The organism is Bacillus sp. 3G2, from assembly GCF_044324725.1.
Taxonomy (GTDB): domain Bacteria; phylum Bacillota; class Bacilli; order Bacillales; family Bacillaceae_G; genus Bacillus_A; species Bacillus_A mobilis.
In genome coordinates this window covers 5,057,928-5,078,332 of sequence record NZ_CP172246.1, presented here as the reverse complement: position 1 = coordinate 5,078,332, position 20,405 = coordinate 5,057,928, and the positions used below count along the sequence as shown (strand labels likewise).

Sequence of the window (20,405 nt, the reverse complement as noted above, 5' to 3'; positions counted from 1 at the left end):
TGCTCGACAGAGAGTGTGAAATGGCCGGAGATTCTAGCTGCCATAGCTGCATAAAAAAAGAGCCTCCTATATGAATAGGGGCTCTTTTTTTATGCAACTTTCTCTTCTGAAGTAATGCCGCGAATTTCATCAGCAGAACGAATTGGATATTTACGGAATACGATTGATCCGATATATCCAACAATAGTGGTAACGATTCCACATAGTGCAGCAGCAATTGTTACTTTTACAACGTCATTAAATCCGAATAAGACAAGAAGTCCTGGGATTGGTGATGCTGTTCCTGGCGCATTATTAACGAGCTGGAACAGAGATGTAATAATACCAGCAAGTGCACCGCCAACGAAGTTTGTCGCATAAATAGGAATTGGATTTGCTGAAACAACATCGGCTTGTGTTAAAGGCTCGATTGCTACAGCGATTGTGTCTTTCTTCGAGCAAATTTTTAGTCGCTTAAAGAAAATAAAGTTCATCGGGGCTGAGGCTGCTACGGCAAGACTACCAATTGCCATTGGTAAACCTGTTAATCCAAGCATTGCAGTTAGTGCCATAGAACTTAATGGAGAGGTAGAAATAACTGTTATTAATCCACCAAGCATAATACCCATAATGATAGGACTTTCTGTAGTTGCAACTGAAATCATAGAACCGATTTTACCAAGTGTTGCGTTCACGAGTGGATCCATAAGCATTGCCATGCCGCGCGAGATTGGTGCAGCAATAAATAAAATTGCTAAAAATTCTACACCAGCCGGCAATTTCTTTTCGAGAAATTTCACGACGAAAGCGCAAATGTATCCAGCGAAAAATCCTGGTAAAATACCGAATCCACTAGTGGCGATACCGATTAAAACAGCATATACAGGTGAAACACCGATTGCTAGTGCGACTAAAATTGCCGCTGCGACACCGCTCATGCTACCAGAAGCTTCTCCTACTGATTGTAAAAAGTCATTATGAAACATTTCTCCACCGATATAACGGTGAAATGCTTCAATAAGAAAACTTGCGATTGCTGCATTAGCTAAAGCACCCATTGCTTTCATGCCGTAAGGAGCACGGTAACTAAAAAGTGTAAATAGACAAAGTACAACAAGTAATAGTGCTAAACCTTGCAAGATAGCCATTTGAAAACTGTCTCCTTTGATTTTTGTAATAAAAATTCGTATCATTCAATAATAATATAAAAGTTTGGTAAACGGAAAAAATTTTTGATGGGAATTTGCTATAAAGGGAAAAACTCTTACAATAATGTAAGGAAAGTGTAAGGCGTTTCGATAGAGTATAGTATGTTGTTTTTCGTATAATACATGTATAGACATAAGGTTAGTGAGAAAGAAGTGCAAACAGGAGGCGCATTTATGAAATTGGTAATTAAAGTTTTAGCTGTGTTCGCCATTATTTTAGGGGGAACAGCATATTATTTAAACACAAAAACAGAAGGTGTACATGCTTTTGTAGACAACTTCTTTTCAAATAAAGAAATACAAGATTATTATGCGGTTATAGATAAAGGTGAGAAAAAAGATGGAGAATACTTATACACCTTTAAAGGGTATACAGAAGACGGAAAGTTACAAGTTGTGAAAAGAATGATGAACCGTGAATTGCATACGGGAGCATTTATAAAAATTTATGCAAAAGGTATGCAAGGAAAAGGATGGGCTGAAATCTCAAAAGAATCAATTCCGCAAAAGGCTTTGGAAAAAATAGAGAAACCATAAAAGGAGCGACTCGTTCGCTCCTTTTTTAGTGCGTTAAAATGGTGATAGATGTCTTTTCTTTGTTAGAAATGATTTTTGCACGTCCACCAATTGGAAAAGTGAAAATCGGGGTTGTATGCCCGAAACTTGCGTTTGCAATGATAGGGATATGTGCAAGTTCAGATTTTGAAGCGATCATTTCTTGAATGTCTTCTATCGTACATTCTGCACCTTTTTGCATCTTTCCTATAACGATGCCCTTTATGCACTCAAAATCTTGCTGTTGCATAAGGGAATGTAAATAACGATCAAAAGTTTTAAGAGTAGCTGTTCCAGTTAAACTATCCTCTTCAAGAAATAAAATTTTATCCTGTAAATTTGGCATATACGGTGTACCTTGTAGTAAATTCAATGTGCTCATATTACCACCGATAATCTCTCCAGTTGCTACGCCTTCGTGAATTGAAACATACCCTTCATTTTTAATGAATTCTCGATTTTCCTGATCAATGTACCAAGAATCATCGCTCCATGTTTCAGATGGCAGGACTTCAATAGGCTCATTAGAAGTTAAGCATTTTAAAAAGTAATCGTTCGTATACTCGAGCCCTTTCTTCATTCCAAATGAAGAGAAATGGGGTCCTGAATATGTAACGAGTCCTGTTTTTGCGTAGATGGCATTATTTAAAGCGGTAATATCAGAATAGCCACAGAAAAACTTTGGATTTTCTCGAATTAAATTATAATCGAGATGTTTCAATAAGCCATTAGAGTTGTATCCGCCAAGTGTCGTTAAAATGGCTTTTACATTCGGGTCTCTAAATGCTTCGTGGAGGTCTTGAATGCGTGAAGAAATGGAAGAGGAAGCAAATCGATCGATCTCATCAGCATATGTTGAGAATGTAACTTGAAAGCCCATGTCAGTTAATCTTTTTATAGCAAGCTCTTGGTTCATATTTGAGACAATACTTAAACTACAAGATGGTGAAATAACTCTAATTTCATCACCTTTTTTCAATTTTGTTGGTAGCACATAATTCACCTCTTTAAATGAAAGAATATTTAGATTTAAAAAATATTTTATCATATGAAATAAAGTGAAAGTGAATTATTTTTTGAAATGGAGTTTTCCTGATTTTTCAGCAGACAGACAGAGGTTTTTTTTGATATGATAGGAAAAGTGATTTATTATAAGTAGTATTTAATATCTATAACATTTGAAAGGTGTGCAAGACGTGGAGAAACAACTTGCAGGCTTGCCGGTACACGTTCATTTCGTAACAGAAATCCGTGAAGGGGCGAGGAAGGAAACCGTTGCTTTTGAAGCAAATGGTCAATACTATGTAAAAGGTCAAGGTACATACGTAACATTCCAAGAGCCGAATGAACAGGGCGAAGTGAAAACAATTATTAAAATTCAAGGTGAACAAGTTCTCATTATGCGTTCAGGTGCTGTTTCAATGCGTCAAACGCATGTGAAAGGTGAATGGACAACTGGTACGTATACGAGTGAACTTGGTACGTTTGCATTGCAAACGAAAACTGATAACGTTCTTTTTAAATGGTCGGATGAAAAGAAAAAAGGACAACTCTTCTTAACGTACGCATTGCTTCTAAGTGAACAAGAAGCTGGCAGATATACAATTACACTTAATTTGAAGGAGGCAAAATAATGAATTCTTTAGAACAAGTAAAAGGATTAATTAAAGAAGAAATTCAAGCTGCTGTATTAAAGGCAGAATTAGCGACAGAAGAACAGATTCCAAACGTTGTATTAGAATCTCCAAAAGATAAAACAAACGGTGACTTCTCTACAAATATGGCAATGCAACTTGCACGCGTTGCAAAAAAAGCACCTCGTATGATTGCAGAAGAATTAGTTGCAAACTTCGATAAAGCAAAAGCTTCTATTGAAAAAATTGAAATCGCAGGTCCTGGTTTCATTAACTTCTATATGGATAATAGCTACTTAACAGACTTAATCCCAACAATCGTTAACGCTGGCGAAGCTTACGGTGAAACGAATACTGGTAAAGGTGAAAAAGTACAAATTGAGTTCGTATCTGCGAACCCAACAGGTGACCTTCACTTAGGACATGCACGTGGTGCGGCAGTGGGTGACACGTTATGTAACGTATTAGCAAAAGCAGGATACGATGTATCTCGTGAGTACTACATTAATGACGCTGGTAACCAAATCCATAACTTAGCTCTTTCTGTTGAAGCTCGTTACATGCAAGCTTTAGGTCTAGAGAAAGAAATGCCAGAAGACGGATACCATGGTGCGGACATCATTGGAATCGGTAAGCTTTTAGCTGAAGAATTTGGTGATCGTTATGCAAAAGCTGATGCAGAAGAAAGCTATGAGTTCTATCGTTCATACGGTTTAAAATATGAGCTAGCAAAACTTCAAAAAGACTTAGAAAGCTTCCGTGTTAAATTCGATGTATGGTTCTCAGAAACATCATTATACAAAAACGGAAAAATCGATGCTGCACTTGCAGTATTAAAAGAGCGTGATGAGATCTTTGAAGAAGGCGGCGCAACTTGGTTCCGTTCTATGACTTACGGTGACGACAAAAACCGTGTATTAATTAAAAACGACGGTTCTTACACATACTTAACGCCAGATATCGCTTACCACCGTGATAAATTAGAGCGTGGTTTCGATAAGTTAATCAATATTTGGGGTGCTGACCACCACGGTTACATTCCTCGTATGAAAGCTGCTATTCAAGCACTTGGTTACGATAAAGAAACACTTGAAGTAGAAATCATCCAAATGGTACAACTGTACCAAAATGGTGAAAAAATGAAGATGAGTAAGCGTACAGGTAAAGCAGTTACACTTCGTGAGCTTATGGAAGAAGTAGGCGTGGACGCAATGCGTTACTTCTTCGCAATGCGTAGCGGTGATTCTCATTTAGACTTCGATATGGACTTAGCTGTATCAAAATCTAATGAAAACCCAGTATACTATGCACAATATGCTCATGCTCGCGTATGCAGTATCCTTCGTCAAGGTGAAGAGTTAGGATTAGCTACAGGCGGAGACGTGAACTACAAACTTGTTACTTCTGAGAAAGAAGTAGAGTTACTGAAAAAACTTGGTGAATTCCCGGCAGTAGTTGCGGATGCAGCGCAAAAACGTCTGCCACACCGCATTACAAGCTATGCATTTGAATTAGCAGCGGCATTACACAGCTTCTACAATGCAGAAAAAGTATTAAACCAAGACAACTTAGAATTAAGTAAAGCTCGCTACGAGTTAATGAAAGCAGTACGTACTACACTTCAAAACGCATTAGCAATCGTAGGAGTATCTGCACCAGAAAAAATGTAATAAAGAAAAGCGGAAGCGGCTCGTTCAGAATAGGAGGGGGATGGAGCTCCTGACAAAGAGGTGTACTTTACCTCGGAGGAAGGCGCGAAGCCACCGAGTATTCTAGCCGCTGGAACTAGGCAATAGAGAAAAGCGGAAGCCGATTTTTCGCTTTCAGTAAAAGGCAATCACACGATGTTGTGATTGCCTTTTTGTATGGAGATAATAAAAAAATAAAATTTTATCAAACAAAAGGAGAATTTGCGTCGTCTTATATAAATGACAGGAGGTTTAAGATGGAAGAAAAGGTAGAAGAATTAATTGATATATATATAAGCAGCAAATATATTCCTTATGCTATAAATTAGCGAAAACGAAAGAAGATGCAGAAGATATTTTTCAAGAGACTTGGATAAAAGTTTTTTCCTCTAGGCACCAGCTTTCTTGCGTGGAAAATTATAAAAAATGGATTACTACAATTTGCGTTCGTACGTTTTATGACTTTTATCGTAAGAAGAAAAGGTGGAAAGATCGCGTATTGGATTTGTTTCATAAAGAGGATGGTGGAGAAATCGATTTCGCAGATGAAGTGAATATATCAGAAGAATTGATTCAAAAAGTGGAAGCGGAAATGATACGGGAAGTTATACAGTTATTGAATGAAAAATATAAAACCGTACTCGTACTCTACTATTATGAACAATACTCTTATAAAGAAATGAGTGAAATATTAAATATACCGATTGGTACGGTGAAATACCGCCTTAATTATGCGAAGAAGCAAATGCGGGAACATTTGGAGGGGTTCATTTATGACGGAAGATAAGTTTGATCAGAAGATAAAAAGTAGCTTAGCGGGAGAGATGATTCCTAGCTCAGAGCTGCTAAACAATACGAAAAATAGTGTGCGAAAGGCTCGGAAATTTGAGAAAAGATGGTTTGTTTTTATACATGTTATTTGGATTGTATTATTAACAGTTGTTGTAGAACAGTTTGTTGTTCATTTAGATAATAAAATACCTATCATAATAGCAATTGTTATAGTGATGCACTTATACATTCCGATATATGTTGTCATACAGTCATTTTTAAAGAAGGAGTATAAATTACATGATAGAGTTCGCTAATCCATTTGTAGTATTTGAGATAGCTGGGATTGCAATACTTTTGACTTTTATAGCACTTTTAGTATGTGTAGCATCATGGGTATATACAGATGCAAAAACGCGTGGAATAAGTAGGTGGTGGAGTGTTATAGCGATTGTATTGCCATTTTTTATTGGGGTTTTGTTATATATGATACGAAGAAGTAAAAAGAAAATAGAAGGAGAACATACAGTGAAGGCTATGAAAAAACAAAAGATAACATTAGTTGTCATATTTGCAAGTGCAATGTTTGTATTGCTGAGCGGCTTTGCTTTCGTTCAAACGTTAGATGATATGTGGAAAGCCGGTGATATATATTTAGAAAGTGAGAAGCAAGGAGAGACAAGTTATGAAGCAAAATTCTCATCATGGGATATTGCTGGGAAAGATATTGAAATTCAGTACGAGAAGGATACAGAAGTAACATTTTCTTATGGGACAGATGCAAAACGCGGTAATTTATGCTTTAGCTTGTATGAAAGACAAGGGGAAGAGATAAAAGAGTTAAAGGAAATTTGTGAATCGAAAAAAGGTACGTTTACAGTTACATTAAAAGCGAATGAAAAATATGTGTTTAATATAAGTGGTGTAATGGTGAAAGATGGATTTGTGAAAGTGAATTGGGAAGCAAAATAAAGAGCCTTGAGAAAGGCCCTTTATTTTATTGGATAGTATAAGTAACAGAAAAGCTAACAGGACTATAGTAAACGAAAGGTGCATGAAATTGAACGTACATATTTCCATCTGTTTTTGCAGTGAAAATTCTGCCGTACCCATCAGAATACCGCCCGATAAGGTTATGATTTGAGTCATAAACACTGTAACTAGGAGTTTTGCTATTAGGTTGAATTGTTAACTCTTGTCCCTTTTGAAGGAAAACAGGTTCTTGTTCAGAACTACTTCCAGTTTGCAAGGAATAAAATTTTGTAAAGCTGTGTTCTTGAACGGCAGCAGCGACCTTTGTTTCGGGAATAAACGCGGTAGCACCAGTAATTCCTGCTAAAGTTAACGCACCGGCTAAAATCATTTTTTTCATAGTAGAAAAAGCCTCCTTATTAGTTGTAATCATTTTTGTTACAGTTAATATTGTATATGATAATGAGCAGGAGGAAATATGCTTTTATGCATATATGTATTTTCTCAATAAAAGACCACTAATAAAAATCAGTGGTCTTTTAAATGGTTAAGCAGCTTTCTGTTCAGTTTGAGTAACAGGTTTTTGAAGTGTATTATAAACTCCTGTCCCGATAACCTCTAATGCCATTTTCATACGTTCAGGCGAAATGTTTTCTAACACATTATCTTGAGGTGTATGGTATACCTTCTCAATATGATAGATTAATGGATTCCAACTATCGACACCCATCCAAATAAATAGGGCGGCAGGAATACCAACTTCAGCAAATGGAACGTGATCACTAGAGCCGAATTTCCCTTGCAGTACGAGGTCATTATTTAATTGTTTACCTGCTTGTAAGGCCGCGTCTGTTACAAGGTTTGGAGAACCGTTAGGCGTCATAGCATATAAATTCTTTGCTTTATCGTAATTTGTTGCAACCATGTCTGCGTTAAAGACACCTAAAATTCGATCGCGTTCTTTTTGGGGCAGATTATTAACGTAATAATCAGAGCCAAGTAAGCCAGTTTCTTCAGAACCAAAAGCAATAAAACGAATTTCTTTATCAGTTTCTACATTTTGAAAAGCACGAGCTAACTCTAATACTAATCCTGTACCAGAAGCATTGTCGTTTGCTCCAGGTGCTCCAACTACGCTATCATAGTGCGAACTTACAACGACAGCTTTTTCATTACCTGTACTATTTTTTGGTTTCTTTTTAGCGATGACATTTAGTGATGTTAAGTTAGATTCATGTCTCGCCTTTAGAGAAAGAATTGTTGTCCCTTTTTTAGCGATTTCCTCTTTAAATGCATTTCCTTGCGCATAAGCAAGACCAAAGACAGGGATAGACTGCTTTTTCGTTAGGCGGGGATTGAAGGTTTGTCCATAATTTCCGCGTCCACCAATTAAACTGTATAACAGGACACCTTTTGCTCCTTTGCTAACAGCATTTTCAACTTGTTTATTATAGTCTGCAACTGTTGTTCCTCTTTCAAATAGAACAATTTTTCCGTTTACTTCATTTGGGATATCCTCTAATTTTGTCCCACCTTGAACAAAGATAAGAGGTGCTGTAATAGCTTCTGTAGAAATTAGTGCGTTAGGGGCAGCGCCAGCTTGCCAATTACGCTTTGTGGATAATGGTGAGTCAATAAATCCAACGTATTGATCAGGCACTTGAAATGGTTGATATTCTACTTCATAGCCCATTGATTTCAGTTGCATACCAACGTAGCGAGAAGCCCATTCTTCTGATTTTGTTCCACCAGGGCGAGGACCAATTGTTTCGGATAAGAAACGAATGTGTTCGATGGCGCGGCTTGCATCAACTTGTTTTGTGATAGGTGAAGTCTGTGTGATTTCTGACGTGGAATCAGCTTTGGCTTGTCCGATTGGAGCTAAGCTAACAGCGAGTGATACAGCAAGCAAAGAGCTTACTATTTTTTGTTTCAAAGTTTTTTTCATTTTTTCCTCTCCTATTCTTCTATTCTCTATGCCTGACAAAAGAAGACGGATAACGACTTCATTTTACCGTTACCTTCGTTTATTTTCAATATTCTGACATTGAGAAATAAAAAACGCTATATGCATATTTGCATATTTTTGATGGAGATATGTATGCTATCATTTTAAATGAAGGTTCGCTTTCTGCTTGGAAAGCTCCTACATTGCATGAATCTAGTGTACCCAAACTTTAGATTATGTAGAGAAAAGAATCCTATAGGGTTCTTTTCTCGTGTTTGAATCATGTGATGATAAATATGTTTCCGCATTTCATACTTATCATCAGTGATATATGTAAGGCATCCATATGAAAATACGAGGCTGTTCAAAGGTTTTCCGTACTTTTGGACAGCCTCACCCCGTTAAAAGGACGATACTCTATGTATCGTCCTTTTTTGCATAAAAAAACACCCAATCAAATGTTTACTTGATTGGGTGTGAAAACTATTAATAATATTTTTTGCGTTTTGTAGCTAAAATACTTAACAATCCAGCTAGTAGAAGTACGATGCCGACTGTTTGAGTAGGATCATTTTTGTGACCTGTATTTGGAAGTTCTTTACCCTTATTTCGGTCATCTTGCTGTTTGTTTATTTGTGTTTCAGGGTTTTCTTTTTCTAGTTCTTCAGAAGTTCCTTTACCATGTGTTTCAGGATTTCCTTTTTCTAGTTCTTCGGAAGTTTCTTTACCATGTGTTTCAGGATTTCCTTTTTCTAGTTCTTCAGAAGTTTCTTTACCTGTTTCCTCTTCTTTATTAGGAGGAGTAACTGGTTTATCATCTCCACCTGATGAAGAATCGATTTTTTTATTTGAAACTGTAAGTTGTAGTGGTGTAGCTTGAGCTTTTTCAATTGTAAAGTTTATCGGTGATGCATCCAATTGATAGCCAGCAGGAGCCTTTGTTTCCACTAATTGATAATTACCAGGTTTCAAATCATTTACGATTAATTTACCATGCCCATCTGTTTGTAAACCTTCTCGTACTACTTTTCCGTCTTGATCTAAAATGTTGAAAATGGCACCTTCAAGTGTTCCATGGTGATCCATATCAACTTTAGTTAACTCCATTGAACCTGTCGTTAAACTATTTAAAGCTGTAACAGAAGTAACTTGAGATTGTCCTTTCGTAATTGTGAAGGGAATTGGCTTAGCACTTAAATCGTATCCGGTAGGAGCCTTTGTTTCAACGAACTGATAGTCTCCCGGACGTAAATCAGAAACAGAAATTTTACCATCTTTATTAGTAGTTAAATCAGAACGAACATCATTGCCGTTCATATCAACAATTTTAAATACTGCACCTTCAAGAGTAGAGTTGTCAACGTCGTCAAGCTTAATTAATTCAACAGCGCCTTTCGTTAAGCTATTCGTAGCGGTAACAGAAGCTGTAGTTGTTTGACTCTTTTCAACAGTAAACTTGATAGGATTTTGATTTAAGTCGTAATGAGTAGGAGCTTTCGTTTCAACGAACTGATAGTCTCCCGGACGTAAATCAGAAACAGAAATTTTACCATCTTTATCAGTAGTTAGATCAGAACGAACGTCGTGCCCGTTCATATCAACGATTTTAAATACTGCGCCTTTAAGGGTAGTACCGTCGACATCATCTACTTTAGAAAGTTCCACAGCACCTTTCGCTAAGCTATTCGTAGCTGTAACGGAAGCGATTTTTTCTTGCCCTTTTTTAACAGTGAATTTAATAGGTGTTTCGTTTAAGTCATAATGAGTAGGAGCTTTTGTTTCGATAAACTCATAGTCTCCTGGTGGTAATTCATCCACAACTAAACGGCCGTTTTTATCAGTAGTTAAATCAGTACGGACGTCGTGTCCATCCTTATTAACAATTTTAAATACCGCACCCTCAAGTGTTGTGTTTTCTTCAACATCATCCACTTTAATTAACTCCACACTACCTTTTGTTAAGCTGTTCGTAGCTGTAACGAAGACATGTTTTGTTTGACTTCTTTCAATTGTGAACTTAATAGGTGTTTCATTTAAGTCATAATGTTTCGGAGCTTTCGTTTCAATAAATTGATAGTCTCCAGGTTGTAAGTCTTTAGCGACAATTTTGCCGTCTTTATCGGTAACTAAATTCGTACGAATATCGTTACCGTTCATATCAGTAATTTTAAATACCGCACCTTCTAGCATTTCTTTTGCATCTAGAGAGTCAACTTTCGTTAATTCCACGCCACCTTTAGTTAAGCCATTTTTAGCAGTAACAGAAACGTGAGTTGGTTGGCTTTTCTCGATAGTGAAAGGAATCGGTTTTTTATTTAAATCATAATCTTTAGGAGCTTTCGTTTCAACAAATTGATAATCTCCTGGTCGTAAATTAGAAGCAGAAACTTTCCCGTCTTTATCAGTAGTTAAATTCGTGCGAACAACTTTACCTTTCGCATCAATGATGTTAAATACTGCATCAGAAAGTTTTGTATCTGGATTTATATCATCCACTTTAATTAATTCAACAGCACCTTCAATTAAGCTGTTAGTAGCAGTGACTTGTAGCTTCTCTGCTTGGCTTTTCTTAATTGTAAATTTAAGCGGTGTACTGTCTAATTTGTAGTGTTCAGGAGCTTTCGTTTCAACAAACTGATAGTCTCCAGGACGTAAATCAGAAACAGAGATTTTTCCATCTGCATCTGTCGTAAGATTAATGTGAACATCATTGCCATTACTTAAATCAATGATGTTAAATACTGCGCCTTTAAGGGCAGTACCATCGACGTCATCCACTTTAGAAAGCTCTACCGCACCTTTAGTTAAACTATTTTTAGCAGTAACAGAAAGCGGTTCGGCTTGTCCTTTTTCAATTGTGAAAGGAATCGGTTCTTTATTTAAATCGTAGTGTTTCGGAGCTTTCGTCTCGACGAATTGATAATCACCAGGACGTAAGTTAGAAACGCCAATTTTACCTTGTGAATTGGTAGTAAGATTCTCGCGAATTACAGTACCCTTCATATCAACAATGTTAAATATTGCGCCTTCAAGAGTAGTACCATCGACGTCGTCCACTTTAATAAGTTCCACGCCGCCTTTAGTTAAACTATTTTTCATAGTAACAGTAGCAATATCTTTCTGGCTTTTTTCAATTGTAACTATCATTGGCTTTTTGTCTAAATCATAATGTTTCGGAGCCGTTGTTTCGACAAATTGATACGTACCAGGACGTAAATTTTCAACAATGATTTTTCCTTCACCGTTTGTTTTTAAATCGGTTTTAATTACAGTCCCGCTTTGATCTAGTAAATTAAACACAGCATCGGCAAGTTTTGTTTGATCATTTAAATCATCCACTTTAATTAATTCGATACTACCTTGTTTTAAACTATTTTTAGCGGTTAAAGAAATAGTTTCCTTCTGTCCTTTTTGAATAGTGAAATTAATTGGTGTTTCATCTAAAACGTAATGCTTAGGAGCTTCTATTTCGATGAATTGATAATCACCAGGACGTAGGTCGTTAATTTCAATTTTCCCTTTACTATTTGTAACAAGACCTTTATGAATTACAGTACCCTTCATATCAACAATGTTAAATACTGCGCCTTCAAGTTTAGTGCCATCGATGTCATCTACTTTAGAAAGTTCCACGCCACCTTTTGTTAGAGCGTTTTTAGCCGTAACATGAAGCGTTTCAGTTTGGCTTTTCTTAATTGTAAATTCAATCGGTGTTTTATTTAAATCGTAATGTTCAGGAGCAGCTGTTTCAATAAATTTATACGTACCAGGACGTAGGTTTTCAACAACAATTTTTCCTTCATCATTTGTTCTTAATCCTTCTTTAACTACTTCTCCGTCTGCATCTAATAAATTAAATACGGCATGAGCGAGCTTCGTATCAGTATCAATATCGTCAATTTTTGTTAATTCAACGCTACCTTTTTTCAACGTGTTTTTCCCTGTAACAGGAATCTTTTTCGTTTGGTTTCGTTCAATTTTAAATGGAATTGGTGTCTCATCTAACACATAATGTTCAGGAGCAGCTGTTTCAATAAACTGATATTCTCCTGGACGTAAATTAGAAACAGAAATTTCACCATTGTCATCTGTAACAAGGTTTGTGCGAACTTCGTTACCATTCATATCAACAATTTTAAAGGTTGCACCTTTCAGCATTGTACGATCGATGTCATCAATTTTTGTTAAAATGACGCCACCTTTCGTTAAGCTGTTAGTAGCGGTAACGTTAATATTTTCTTTTTGACTTTTTCCGATAGTGAAAGGAATAGGCTCTTTCCTTAAATCATAGTCTTTTGGAGCTTTTACTTCAATAAATTGATAGTCACCCGGGCGTAAATCAGAAGCAGAAACTTTACCATGTTCATCGGTAGTTAATCCTTTACGAACGACTTTTTTCGTATCATGAGCATCAACAATGATAAATTCTGCGCCTTCAAGAGTAACGCTATCAATGTCATCAACTTTTGTTAAAGTAACGCCACCTGTAAGTAAACTATTTGTTACAGTGACAGGGACTGGAAGATCATCCTTGCTACCTTTTTTAATTGTGAACTTAATAGGTGTTTGATCTAATTTATAATGTTCAGGAGCTGATGTTTCAATAAATTGATAATCTCCTGGTGCTAAATCAGGAATAACTAGTACTCCATAATCATTTGTTTTTAAATCTTTCGCAATTTCTTTGCCAGTTGCGTCTTGTAATGTAAACACTGCGCCGGCAAGAGCGATACTACTATCCACATCATCTTCTTTAATAAGTTTAACTTTTCCTTTCGTTAAACTATTTTTAAATGTAAGTGGAAGAAGTTTTTGTTGTCCTTTTTCAATTGTAAATTCAATTGGTTCTACATTTACATCATAATAAGTTGGAGCCTTTGTTTCGATAAGTGTATAGTTACCAGGACGTAAGTCATCTACAACTAACTTTCCTTCACTATTCGTAACAAGGTTCGTACGAGCATCTTCATTCGTATCTCTATTAACGATTTTAAATACTGCACCTTCAAGTTTTTCCTTTTCATCTGCAGCATTCACTTTTGTTAATTCAATACCGCCTTTTGTTAAGCTGTTTTTAGCAGTAACAGTAGCCGACGTCGTTTGACTTTCTGTAATCGTAAATTTAATCGGATTTGTATTTTTATCGTAATACTTCGGTGCTGTTACTTCGATAAATTTATAATTGCCAGGGCGTAAGCCAGTAGCGATAGCTTTACCATCCGCACCAGTTTTTACATTTTCGCGAATGACTTTCTTTTCATCATGAGCATCAACAATTTTAAATACAGCACCTTCAAGGGCTGTACCATCGATATCATCAACTTTTGTTAATTCCACATCTCCTGGTTTTAAGGCATTTTCAGCTTTCACAAGTAGAGTTTCTTTTTGACTTCTATCGATTGTAAATTCAATAGGTTCTGCTCGTAAAACGTAATGTTCAGGGGCAGCTGTTTCAATAAATTTATACGTGCCAGGACGTAGCTTATCAGCTTTTGTTTTTCCATCAGCATCTGTAGTTAGGTCAGTACGAACATCATTATTATTTACATCAACAATTTTAAATACGGCACCTTTTAGAGGCTTTTTATCACCGAATTCATCAACTTTTAATAATTCAACTTCTCCTGTTTTTAAACTGTTTGTTGCCGTAACGGTAGCAAAAGACTGTTGGCTTTTGTCAATTGTAAACTCGATAGGGTTTGTATTTAACGTATAATCCTTAGGAGCTTCTGTTTCAACAAATTTATACGTACCAGGCTCTAAGTCTTTAACAGTTACTTTACCGTCTGCACCAGTTTTTACATTTTCGCGAATGACTTTCTTTTCATCATGAGCATCGACAATTTTAAATACAGCACCTGCAAGAGCTGTACCATCGATATCATCAGTTTTTGTTAAAGTGACGCCACCTTTAATGAGGTGATTTGTCGCTGTAACAGTAACTGCGTTCTTTTGACTTTTTACAATTGTAAACTCAATTGGTTTTTTATCTATGTCGTAATCTTTAGGTGCTTTTTCTTCGACAAATTGATAGTCCCCAGGGCGTAAATCTTTTGCTTCGATTTGTCCTTGATCATTTGTCGTTAATTTTCCATAGCCAGGGATTATTTTATTATTTCGATCTCTTACACTGAATTCCGCGCCTGCTAAGTTTTTTCCATTTTTATCGACCTTTGTTAAAATGGCCGATCCTGGAATCAAACTGTTTTTTGCAGTTCGGTATACTACAGTCGTTTGATCTTCTTTGATTGTGAATTGAATAGGTGTACTGTCTAATTTATAGTGCTCAGGAGCAGTTGTTTCTTGTAAGTAGTAAGTTCCTGGTTTTAAATTATCTACAGTAATTTGTCCTTTATCATTTGTTGTCAATTCTTTATGTTCAGAAATGACTTGTTTGTTTTTATCCAGTAAAGAGAAAACAGCATGTTCGAGTTTTTCTCCACTGTGAGCATCAGTTTTTGTAAGTACTACTTTCCCGACAAATTTCTTATTTGTAAGGGGGTAAGTTGTAACTTCTTTTGAACCTAGCTCAACAAGTATACCTTCTCTTAATTCTTTACTAATTACATAACCTTTAGGTGCTTTCGTTTCTTTAATTAAATATTTATCGCGTCGTAAGTTGTTAAACTTAGCGATACCGTCATCACCTGTTGTAATTGTTCGAATAGCGGTTGTACCCGTTTGATCATATAAAGTAAATTCTGCTCCGGCTAATCGTACTGTTTGATCTTTATCATCAGCCTTTATAATTTGAAGGTTTCCGCGTCCTTTAGTAGCAGAACCACCTCCAGATCCAGAAGATACTTTAACTTCAACAAACTTAACATCTTCCGTTTCCGTTAATGTTAAACGGTGACCAGTGATTGTCGCTTTATTACTTACCTTTTCCTTATGGTCTGCATTAATGAGTGAGCGGTATTCTAAAATATAAGCTCGGTCAATGGTATGAAGGAATTCAACTTTAAACTGTTGTTTCCCTGTATCGTTGTCTGTTATTACTTTGAGTTTATAGTCTGTTCCTTCTTTTAATTCATTTGCTGTATCTTTCGTTAAAGTTCCATCCACGGCTACTGTTGTCGGATATAGGTGGAAGGACTTTTCATCAAGCATTTGATTGTCTGTCGGTTCGTCTGTTACGACAGCATTTTCGATAGTTGATTGACTTGCATTAATAGAAATACTCCAATCAATATACTTGTCATTTTGTTTCGCTGTTTTCGTAACACCGCTACCACCGTTTGTGATCTCAAATGCACCATGGATAGTAGTAACAGTTTTCGATCCGTCTTTTAAATCGGCATAATTATCGTAGCGCTTATTAATTTGTTCACCTGCAAGTGAAGTTTTAAAGCTAATATAATATGCAGAATTAATTTCATTTTTAAAATGAACTGTTAATGTATTGTTATTATCTTTTGTTGGATTTTCTATCGTATATTCGCTAGATGGAACAGGATCACCTACTTCAAATCCATGTGCACCACCAGTTAATTTCATATGTCGAACTTCAATAGATTCCGGTATTAATTTTTGGTTATCTCTTAATACGTCAACGATAGAAGGGTCCTTAATCGTCATATTATTATAGTTAAAACCTATGTCCCATTTAATTTCTTTCGTTTGGGCGTTGTAAGAACCGTATTTAAATCCATTTCCTTTTGTGAAGTAATCAGGATCAAATGTATCATTGGAGGAACTATTTTTATCGTCCCCATTTATGTCTATCCATGATAAATTTGCTGTATTTTTGAATGATTTATTATCTTTCTCTTTGGATAGGTTCTCGTAATTAAAGTCTGTTGTGTATGTGATAGTTAAAGTTTTATTCATATTAGACTTATAATCACCAGTTAGTTTCACTTCGAATCCTTTATCGGTTGCATGAAGTGTGTAGTCATGCCCTAATTTAAGTGCATTTGATCCGTCAGTAATCTTGAAACTATTTTCCTGTAACGTTAGACCACCAAAGTCAAACGTATCCTTGATAACAGCATCGTTTAACACGTAGTTGTTATCATTTACAATAATTGTCCATTTGGTTGTTTTCGCATTGTAATCTGTATCGCCTGCATTTTTATTATGTTTCTTTATAATGTTTTGTTGTTGTAATGTAACCTTGTCTGTTTTACTTGAACCGCCATCTGCGATAATTTTATTTTCGATTTCTCCATCTGCGATGACATCACCCGCGGCCTTTGATGTGTAAGTAATCACATAGGCACTATCAATATCAGTAGTGAACTGTAAATCGAATCCCTCAGTCGTTTCTTTTATTGTGAAGTTTGTAGCATCGTCACCAGTGACAATTTGCCCACTATCATTATAAGAAGCATTTTTTACAACAATAGAACTTAGATCAACTTTATGATCTTTATCTAGAATATCTTTTAAAAGAGCAGCCTCTTTTTTGATCTTTTTTTGGTCACCGTTATAAGTGATCATCCATTCGATTGTTTGTGTTTTTGGGTTGTACTTGCTAGTTTTTTCTAGATGCGTACCTCTTTTTACAGTTACAGTTGCATTTGCAGATACATCTTTTTGGTTCTTACTTGATACTTTTGCTTCATTTTTGAAACTAGTAACACTTTCATCCGTAATCTTTGTTGCATATTCAATTTGATAAGCTTTACTCGTTTCATTTTTAAAAGCGACATTTAATTTATTAGATGATGAAGTAAGTTCATATTCTTCTTTAGGAACTTCTGCACCACGAGTTGTTTTTCCGTTAATATCTACTTCTAAATAATAAACCTTAATAGAATCTTCGTTGAGACTTGCTCCGTTTGGAATGTTATCTTGGAAGACAGCATTTGTCAGTCTATCTTTTGTCTTGTTCATTTCTACTGTCCAATTAATTTGATTCGTATTAGTTGGTCTATCAGGTACACCTTTTTTACCTATAGATTCTGTTACTTTAGGTTTGAAATCAAGCTCAATAATAACGTCTTTTTCTTTAATAGGGAATGGGATTTGTTTATCTGTAGTCCCTGTAATTTTTACTTCATTAAACTCCGTACGAATGTTTAAATGGCCGGATAGATTAGGATTATCTTCAACATATTCGTTAAAAGTCATCGTTACTTTGCCATCAGGCGTAACAACGAATGATCCAATCGTATTTCCTTTACCATCTATTAAATCTTCTGTAATGGTATTGTGGACAATAAAGTATTCTGGGAGTTGGAAAGTGTAGTAATCACCTTTTTTGACGTTCAGTGACTTTAGAACTTCCCATGTAAAATCAATTTTAGTAATAGAATCTGGACTTGGACGATTATCCGTATCGTTGAATGGCTTACCGTCTTTATCCGTTAGTGTGACACCTGTTAAAATATTTTCTGTAATTTGCTTAGGTGATGGATCTGGATTATCAACAGGTTGCTCTGTTGTGTTATCACTAGGATTGTCCGTAGGTTGTTGAGTATCACCATTTTTTTGCTCTTCCGCAGGTTGCTGGGCATTACCATTCTTTTGCTCTTCTGCAGGTTGCTGAGCATCGCCGTTCTTTTGCTCTTCCGCAGGTTGCTGAGCATCACCATTCTTTTGCTCCTCCGTAGGTTGCTCTGCAGTGTCCTTGTTCGTAGTAGGTGAAGCAGGGCTATCTACTTGAACGGGAACTGAAATAGACTTAGCTGTTGTACCTAGAGGGAACGAGAGTTGAATAGATTTTGCATCAGGTTTTAAATCAGGATTGAATACTGTATCAAAATTGATTTTTCCGTTAGCACTTTTGGAATCTTTTACTCGATCGTTAAATACTAGTTTCATTTTGTTATCATTTGCTGTAACAAAATATTGACCAATAATTTGTTGATCTGCCATCAGGTTTCCCTGTTGGTCACTTTTAACTTTTAATGCGTTAGGTATTTGGAGCACTGTTGAGTCTGTTTGTTGATCTTTTATTGACCAAGCATATTCTAGGTGAATGGTTGATCCTACTTGTATTAAGTTTTTAGGATTTAATGCTTCGTCAATAATATGATCCGTTGTATCTTTCATTTCAACAGTGTCAAATAATGAATTGCCTGTTAATGTTTCCGCTTTTACTTGATTGTATGGAAAACTAGCAAGCTGTGAAAATAGTACGAATACAATTAAACATATATTGAAAAGTTTTTTCATTGTGCCTCCTTTATGAATCCTTTTATTGCATAAAAATACTTTGTGAATGGATTGTTTGTCATGGATCAATGGGACTGACTTGATGCCTCCTTTACTGCGTATCCTCTTTAGGGAAAGTATTCATATCTGATGCTTTGTAACGTAAAACAAAATGTATATTCTAATAATATAGGGAGTGAATATACAAATTTCGACAAAAAATGTCGAATGAAATACTGATAAGGAATGATATCAGACCTTTATAGGATGTGACTTGTTACGTGGTTCTTTATAAAATAGGTACATACAAAAAATATGCAGTGAAATACTTAAACTATTTTATAATGATTTGTATTCTTGCAATGTGCAAAGAATCGTTATAAAGGTAAGTTTTACGATACATGCTAACCAAAATAATGTATCCTATTGTAAAAAGTTCTTTCGTATTGAGGTAGTAATAAAATGTAGCTTGAATTTGGTCAGGATGAAGAAAATATGTACTGTCTAAAAGAGTATACAATTCGTAGATTAAAGCGAAGACAGCGTTTTATAATAAATAGAACGCATTACTTTAATCGGTGCTATTAAATAAAAAAAGAAGGTACTCCCTTGATCATCTTTTATGAGAGATAACCATCAATAACCTTCGTTAAAAATTATATACGTAAATGAAAAAGAGTTCAACCGTATTGCTTCTTTTCAAAAAAGTACATAAAAAAGAACCGCTTCCTACTAAGAAGCGGTTCTTTTTATATTTCTGTTAAAATTATCGGTTCGCCGCGTGTTACGACAACGGTATGTTCACATTGGGCAACAAGGCTTTTATCAGGTGTAACGAATGTCCAACCATCGTCACCGCGCTCGATAATGTGATCAGCTTTCATAGAAATGAATGGTTCTACAGCGATAACAAGACCGTCTTTTAGAAGCGCATTATCCATTGGATCAAAGTAGCTTAAAATGTGGTTTGGTGCTTCATGTAAGCTAAGACCAATACCGTGACCAGTTAAGTTTTGAATCACATTGTATCCATTTTTATGTGCAAAGTTTGAAACAGCACGACCAATTTGGTTTTGTTTTGAACCAGCTTTTACCTTTTTCATTGCTGCCCAAAATGCATCAACAGCTGCTTGGCAAAGCTTTTCTTTCGCTTCATCTTCTCCAAGTACAAATGAAATACCTGTATCTGCATAATAGCCATCAAGTGCAGCAGATACGTCGACATTTACTAAGTCGCCTTCTTTTAATACGCGATCTCCTGGAATACCGTGAGCAACTTCTTCGTTTACACTGATGCAAGTTACACCTGGGAAATCATATTCTTTTTCAGGTGCAGAAATAGCACCATGCTCATCTAATACTTTTTTACCGATCAAATCAAGCTCTTTCGTTGTCATACCTGGCTTCGCTTCTTTTTTCATTTCTTCACGTGCAAGCGCAACGATGCGGCCGATTTTTCGTAAGCCTTCTAAATCTTGTTCATTACGAATAATCATGAAAACCACTGTCCTTCCTCGAATATATATCTTACCCGATTGTATCATGTTTA

The 20,405-nt window shown here is 35.9% G+C and carries 11 protein-coding genes and 1 pseudogene; 6 read left to right on the top strand and 6 right to left on the bottom strand.

The annotated features are described in order from the left end of the window. Nucleotides 1–89 precede the first annotated feature (89 nt). On the bottom strand, nt 90–1,127 hold the full coding sequence (locus ACHZK0_RS26160; RefSeq protein WP_262741485.1) for a PTS sugar transporter subunit IIC: 1,038 nt from the start codon (nt 1,125–1,127) through the stop codon (nt 90–92). A gap of 234 nt (nt 1,128–1,361) precedes the next feature. On the opposite strand from ACHZK0_RS26160, the gene ACHZK0_RS26155 reads away from it, so the two are divergent. Continuing rightward, the gene (locus ACHZK0_RS26155) at nt 1,362–1,724 is read left to right on the top strand and encodes a YxeA family protein (protein WP_061680051.1); all 363 of its coding nucleotides are present in this window, start codon (nt 1,362–1,364) and stop codon (nt 1,722–1,724) included. A gap of 25 nt (nt 1,725–1,749) precedes the next feature. On the opposite strand, the gene ACHZK0_RS26150 is transcribed toward ACHZK0_RS26155, so the two are convergent. Then, nucleotides 1,750–2,736 carry a S66 family peptidase gene (locus tag ACHZK0_RS26150; protein ID WP_395761042.1) on the bottom strand — a complete coding sequence of 329 codons (987 nt, stop codon included), beginning with the start codon at nt 2,734–2,736 and terminating at the stop codon, nt 1,750–1,752. A 202-nt stretch (nt 2,737–2,938) separates the two neighbouring features. Here ACHZK0_RS26150 and ACHZK0_RS26145 point away from each other — a divergent pair, with 202 nt between their 5' ends. From ACHZK0_RS26145 to ACHZK0_RS26125, 5 genes and pseudogenes are all read left to right on the top strand, one after another. Then, nucleotides 2,939–3,376, top strand: coding sequence for a DUF1934 domain-containing protein (locus ACHZK0_RS26145; RefSeq protein ID WP_000414871.1), 438 nt, complete (start codon nt 2,939–2,941; stop codon nt 3,374–3,376). Continuing rightward, complete coding sequence (gene argS, locus ACHZK0_RS26140; protein ID WP_001086441.1) at nt 3,376–5,046, top strand: arginine--tRNA ligase; 1,671 nt, start codon at nt 3,376–3,378, stop codon at nt 5,044–5,046. Before ACHZK0_RS26145 ends, argS begins: the two co-directional genes overlap by 1 nt. 275 nt (nt 5,047–5,321) lie before the next feature. Further along, a pseudogene (locus tag ACHZK0_RS26135) lies at nt 5,322–5,851 on the top strand (RNA polymerase sigma factor). After that, nucleotides 5,838–6,152 (top strand): anti-sigma factor, encoded by a 315-nt coding sequence (locus tag ACHZK0_RS26130; protein ID WP_262741488.1) that lies wholly within the window; start codon nt 5,838–5,840, stop codon nt 6,150–6,152. The pseudogene ACHZK0_RS26135 and the gene ACHZK0_RS26130 overlap by 14 nt, the downstream one beginning before the upstream one ends. Continuing rightward, nucleotides 6,136–6,807 carry an anti-sigma factor gene (locus tag ACHZK0_RS26125; protein ID WP_395761041.1) on the top strand — a complete coding sequence of 224 codons (672 nt, stop codon included), beginning with the start codon at nt 6,136–6,138 and terminating at the stop codon, nt 6,805–6,807. The genes ACHZK0_RS26130 and ACHZK0_RS26125 overlap by 17 nt, the downstream gene beginning before the upstream one ends. Before the next feature lie 25 nt (nt 6,808–6,832). On the opposite strand, the gene ACHZK0_RS26120 is transcribed toward ACHZK0_RS26125, so the two are convergent. The 4 genes from ACHZK0_RS26120 to map form a co-directional block, all read right to left on the bottom strand. Beyond that, the gene (locus ACHZK0_RS26120) at nt 6,833–7,207 is read right to left on the bottom strand and encodes a hypothetical protein (RefSeq protein WP_242254447.1); all 375 of its coding nucleotides are present in this window, start codon (nt 7,205–7,207) and stop codon (nt 6,833–6,835) included. 147 nt (nt 7,208–7,354) lie between these two features. Then, entirely contained in the window at nt 7,355–8,755 is a 1,401-nt protein-coding gene (locus ACHZK0_RS26115) for a M28 family metallopeptidase (RefSeq protein WP_262741490.1), read from the bottom strand. Between the two features lie 486 nt (nt 8,756–9,241). Further along, nucleotides 9,242–18,877 (bottom strand): SpaA isopeptide-forming pilin-related protein, encoded by a 9,636-nt coding sequence (locus ACHZK0_RS26110; protein ID WP_395761040.1) that lies wholly within the window; start codon nt 18,875–18,877, stop codon nt 9,242–9,244. A 728-nt stretch (nt 18,878–19,605) separates the two neighbouring features. After that, nucleotides 19,606–20,400, bottom strand: coding sequence for a type I methionyl aminopeptidase (gene map, locus ACHZK0_RS26105; protein WP_002096176.1), 795 nt, complete (start codon nt 20,398–20,400; stop codon nt 19,606–19,608). Nucleotides 20,401–20,405 lie beyond the last annotated feature (5 nt).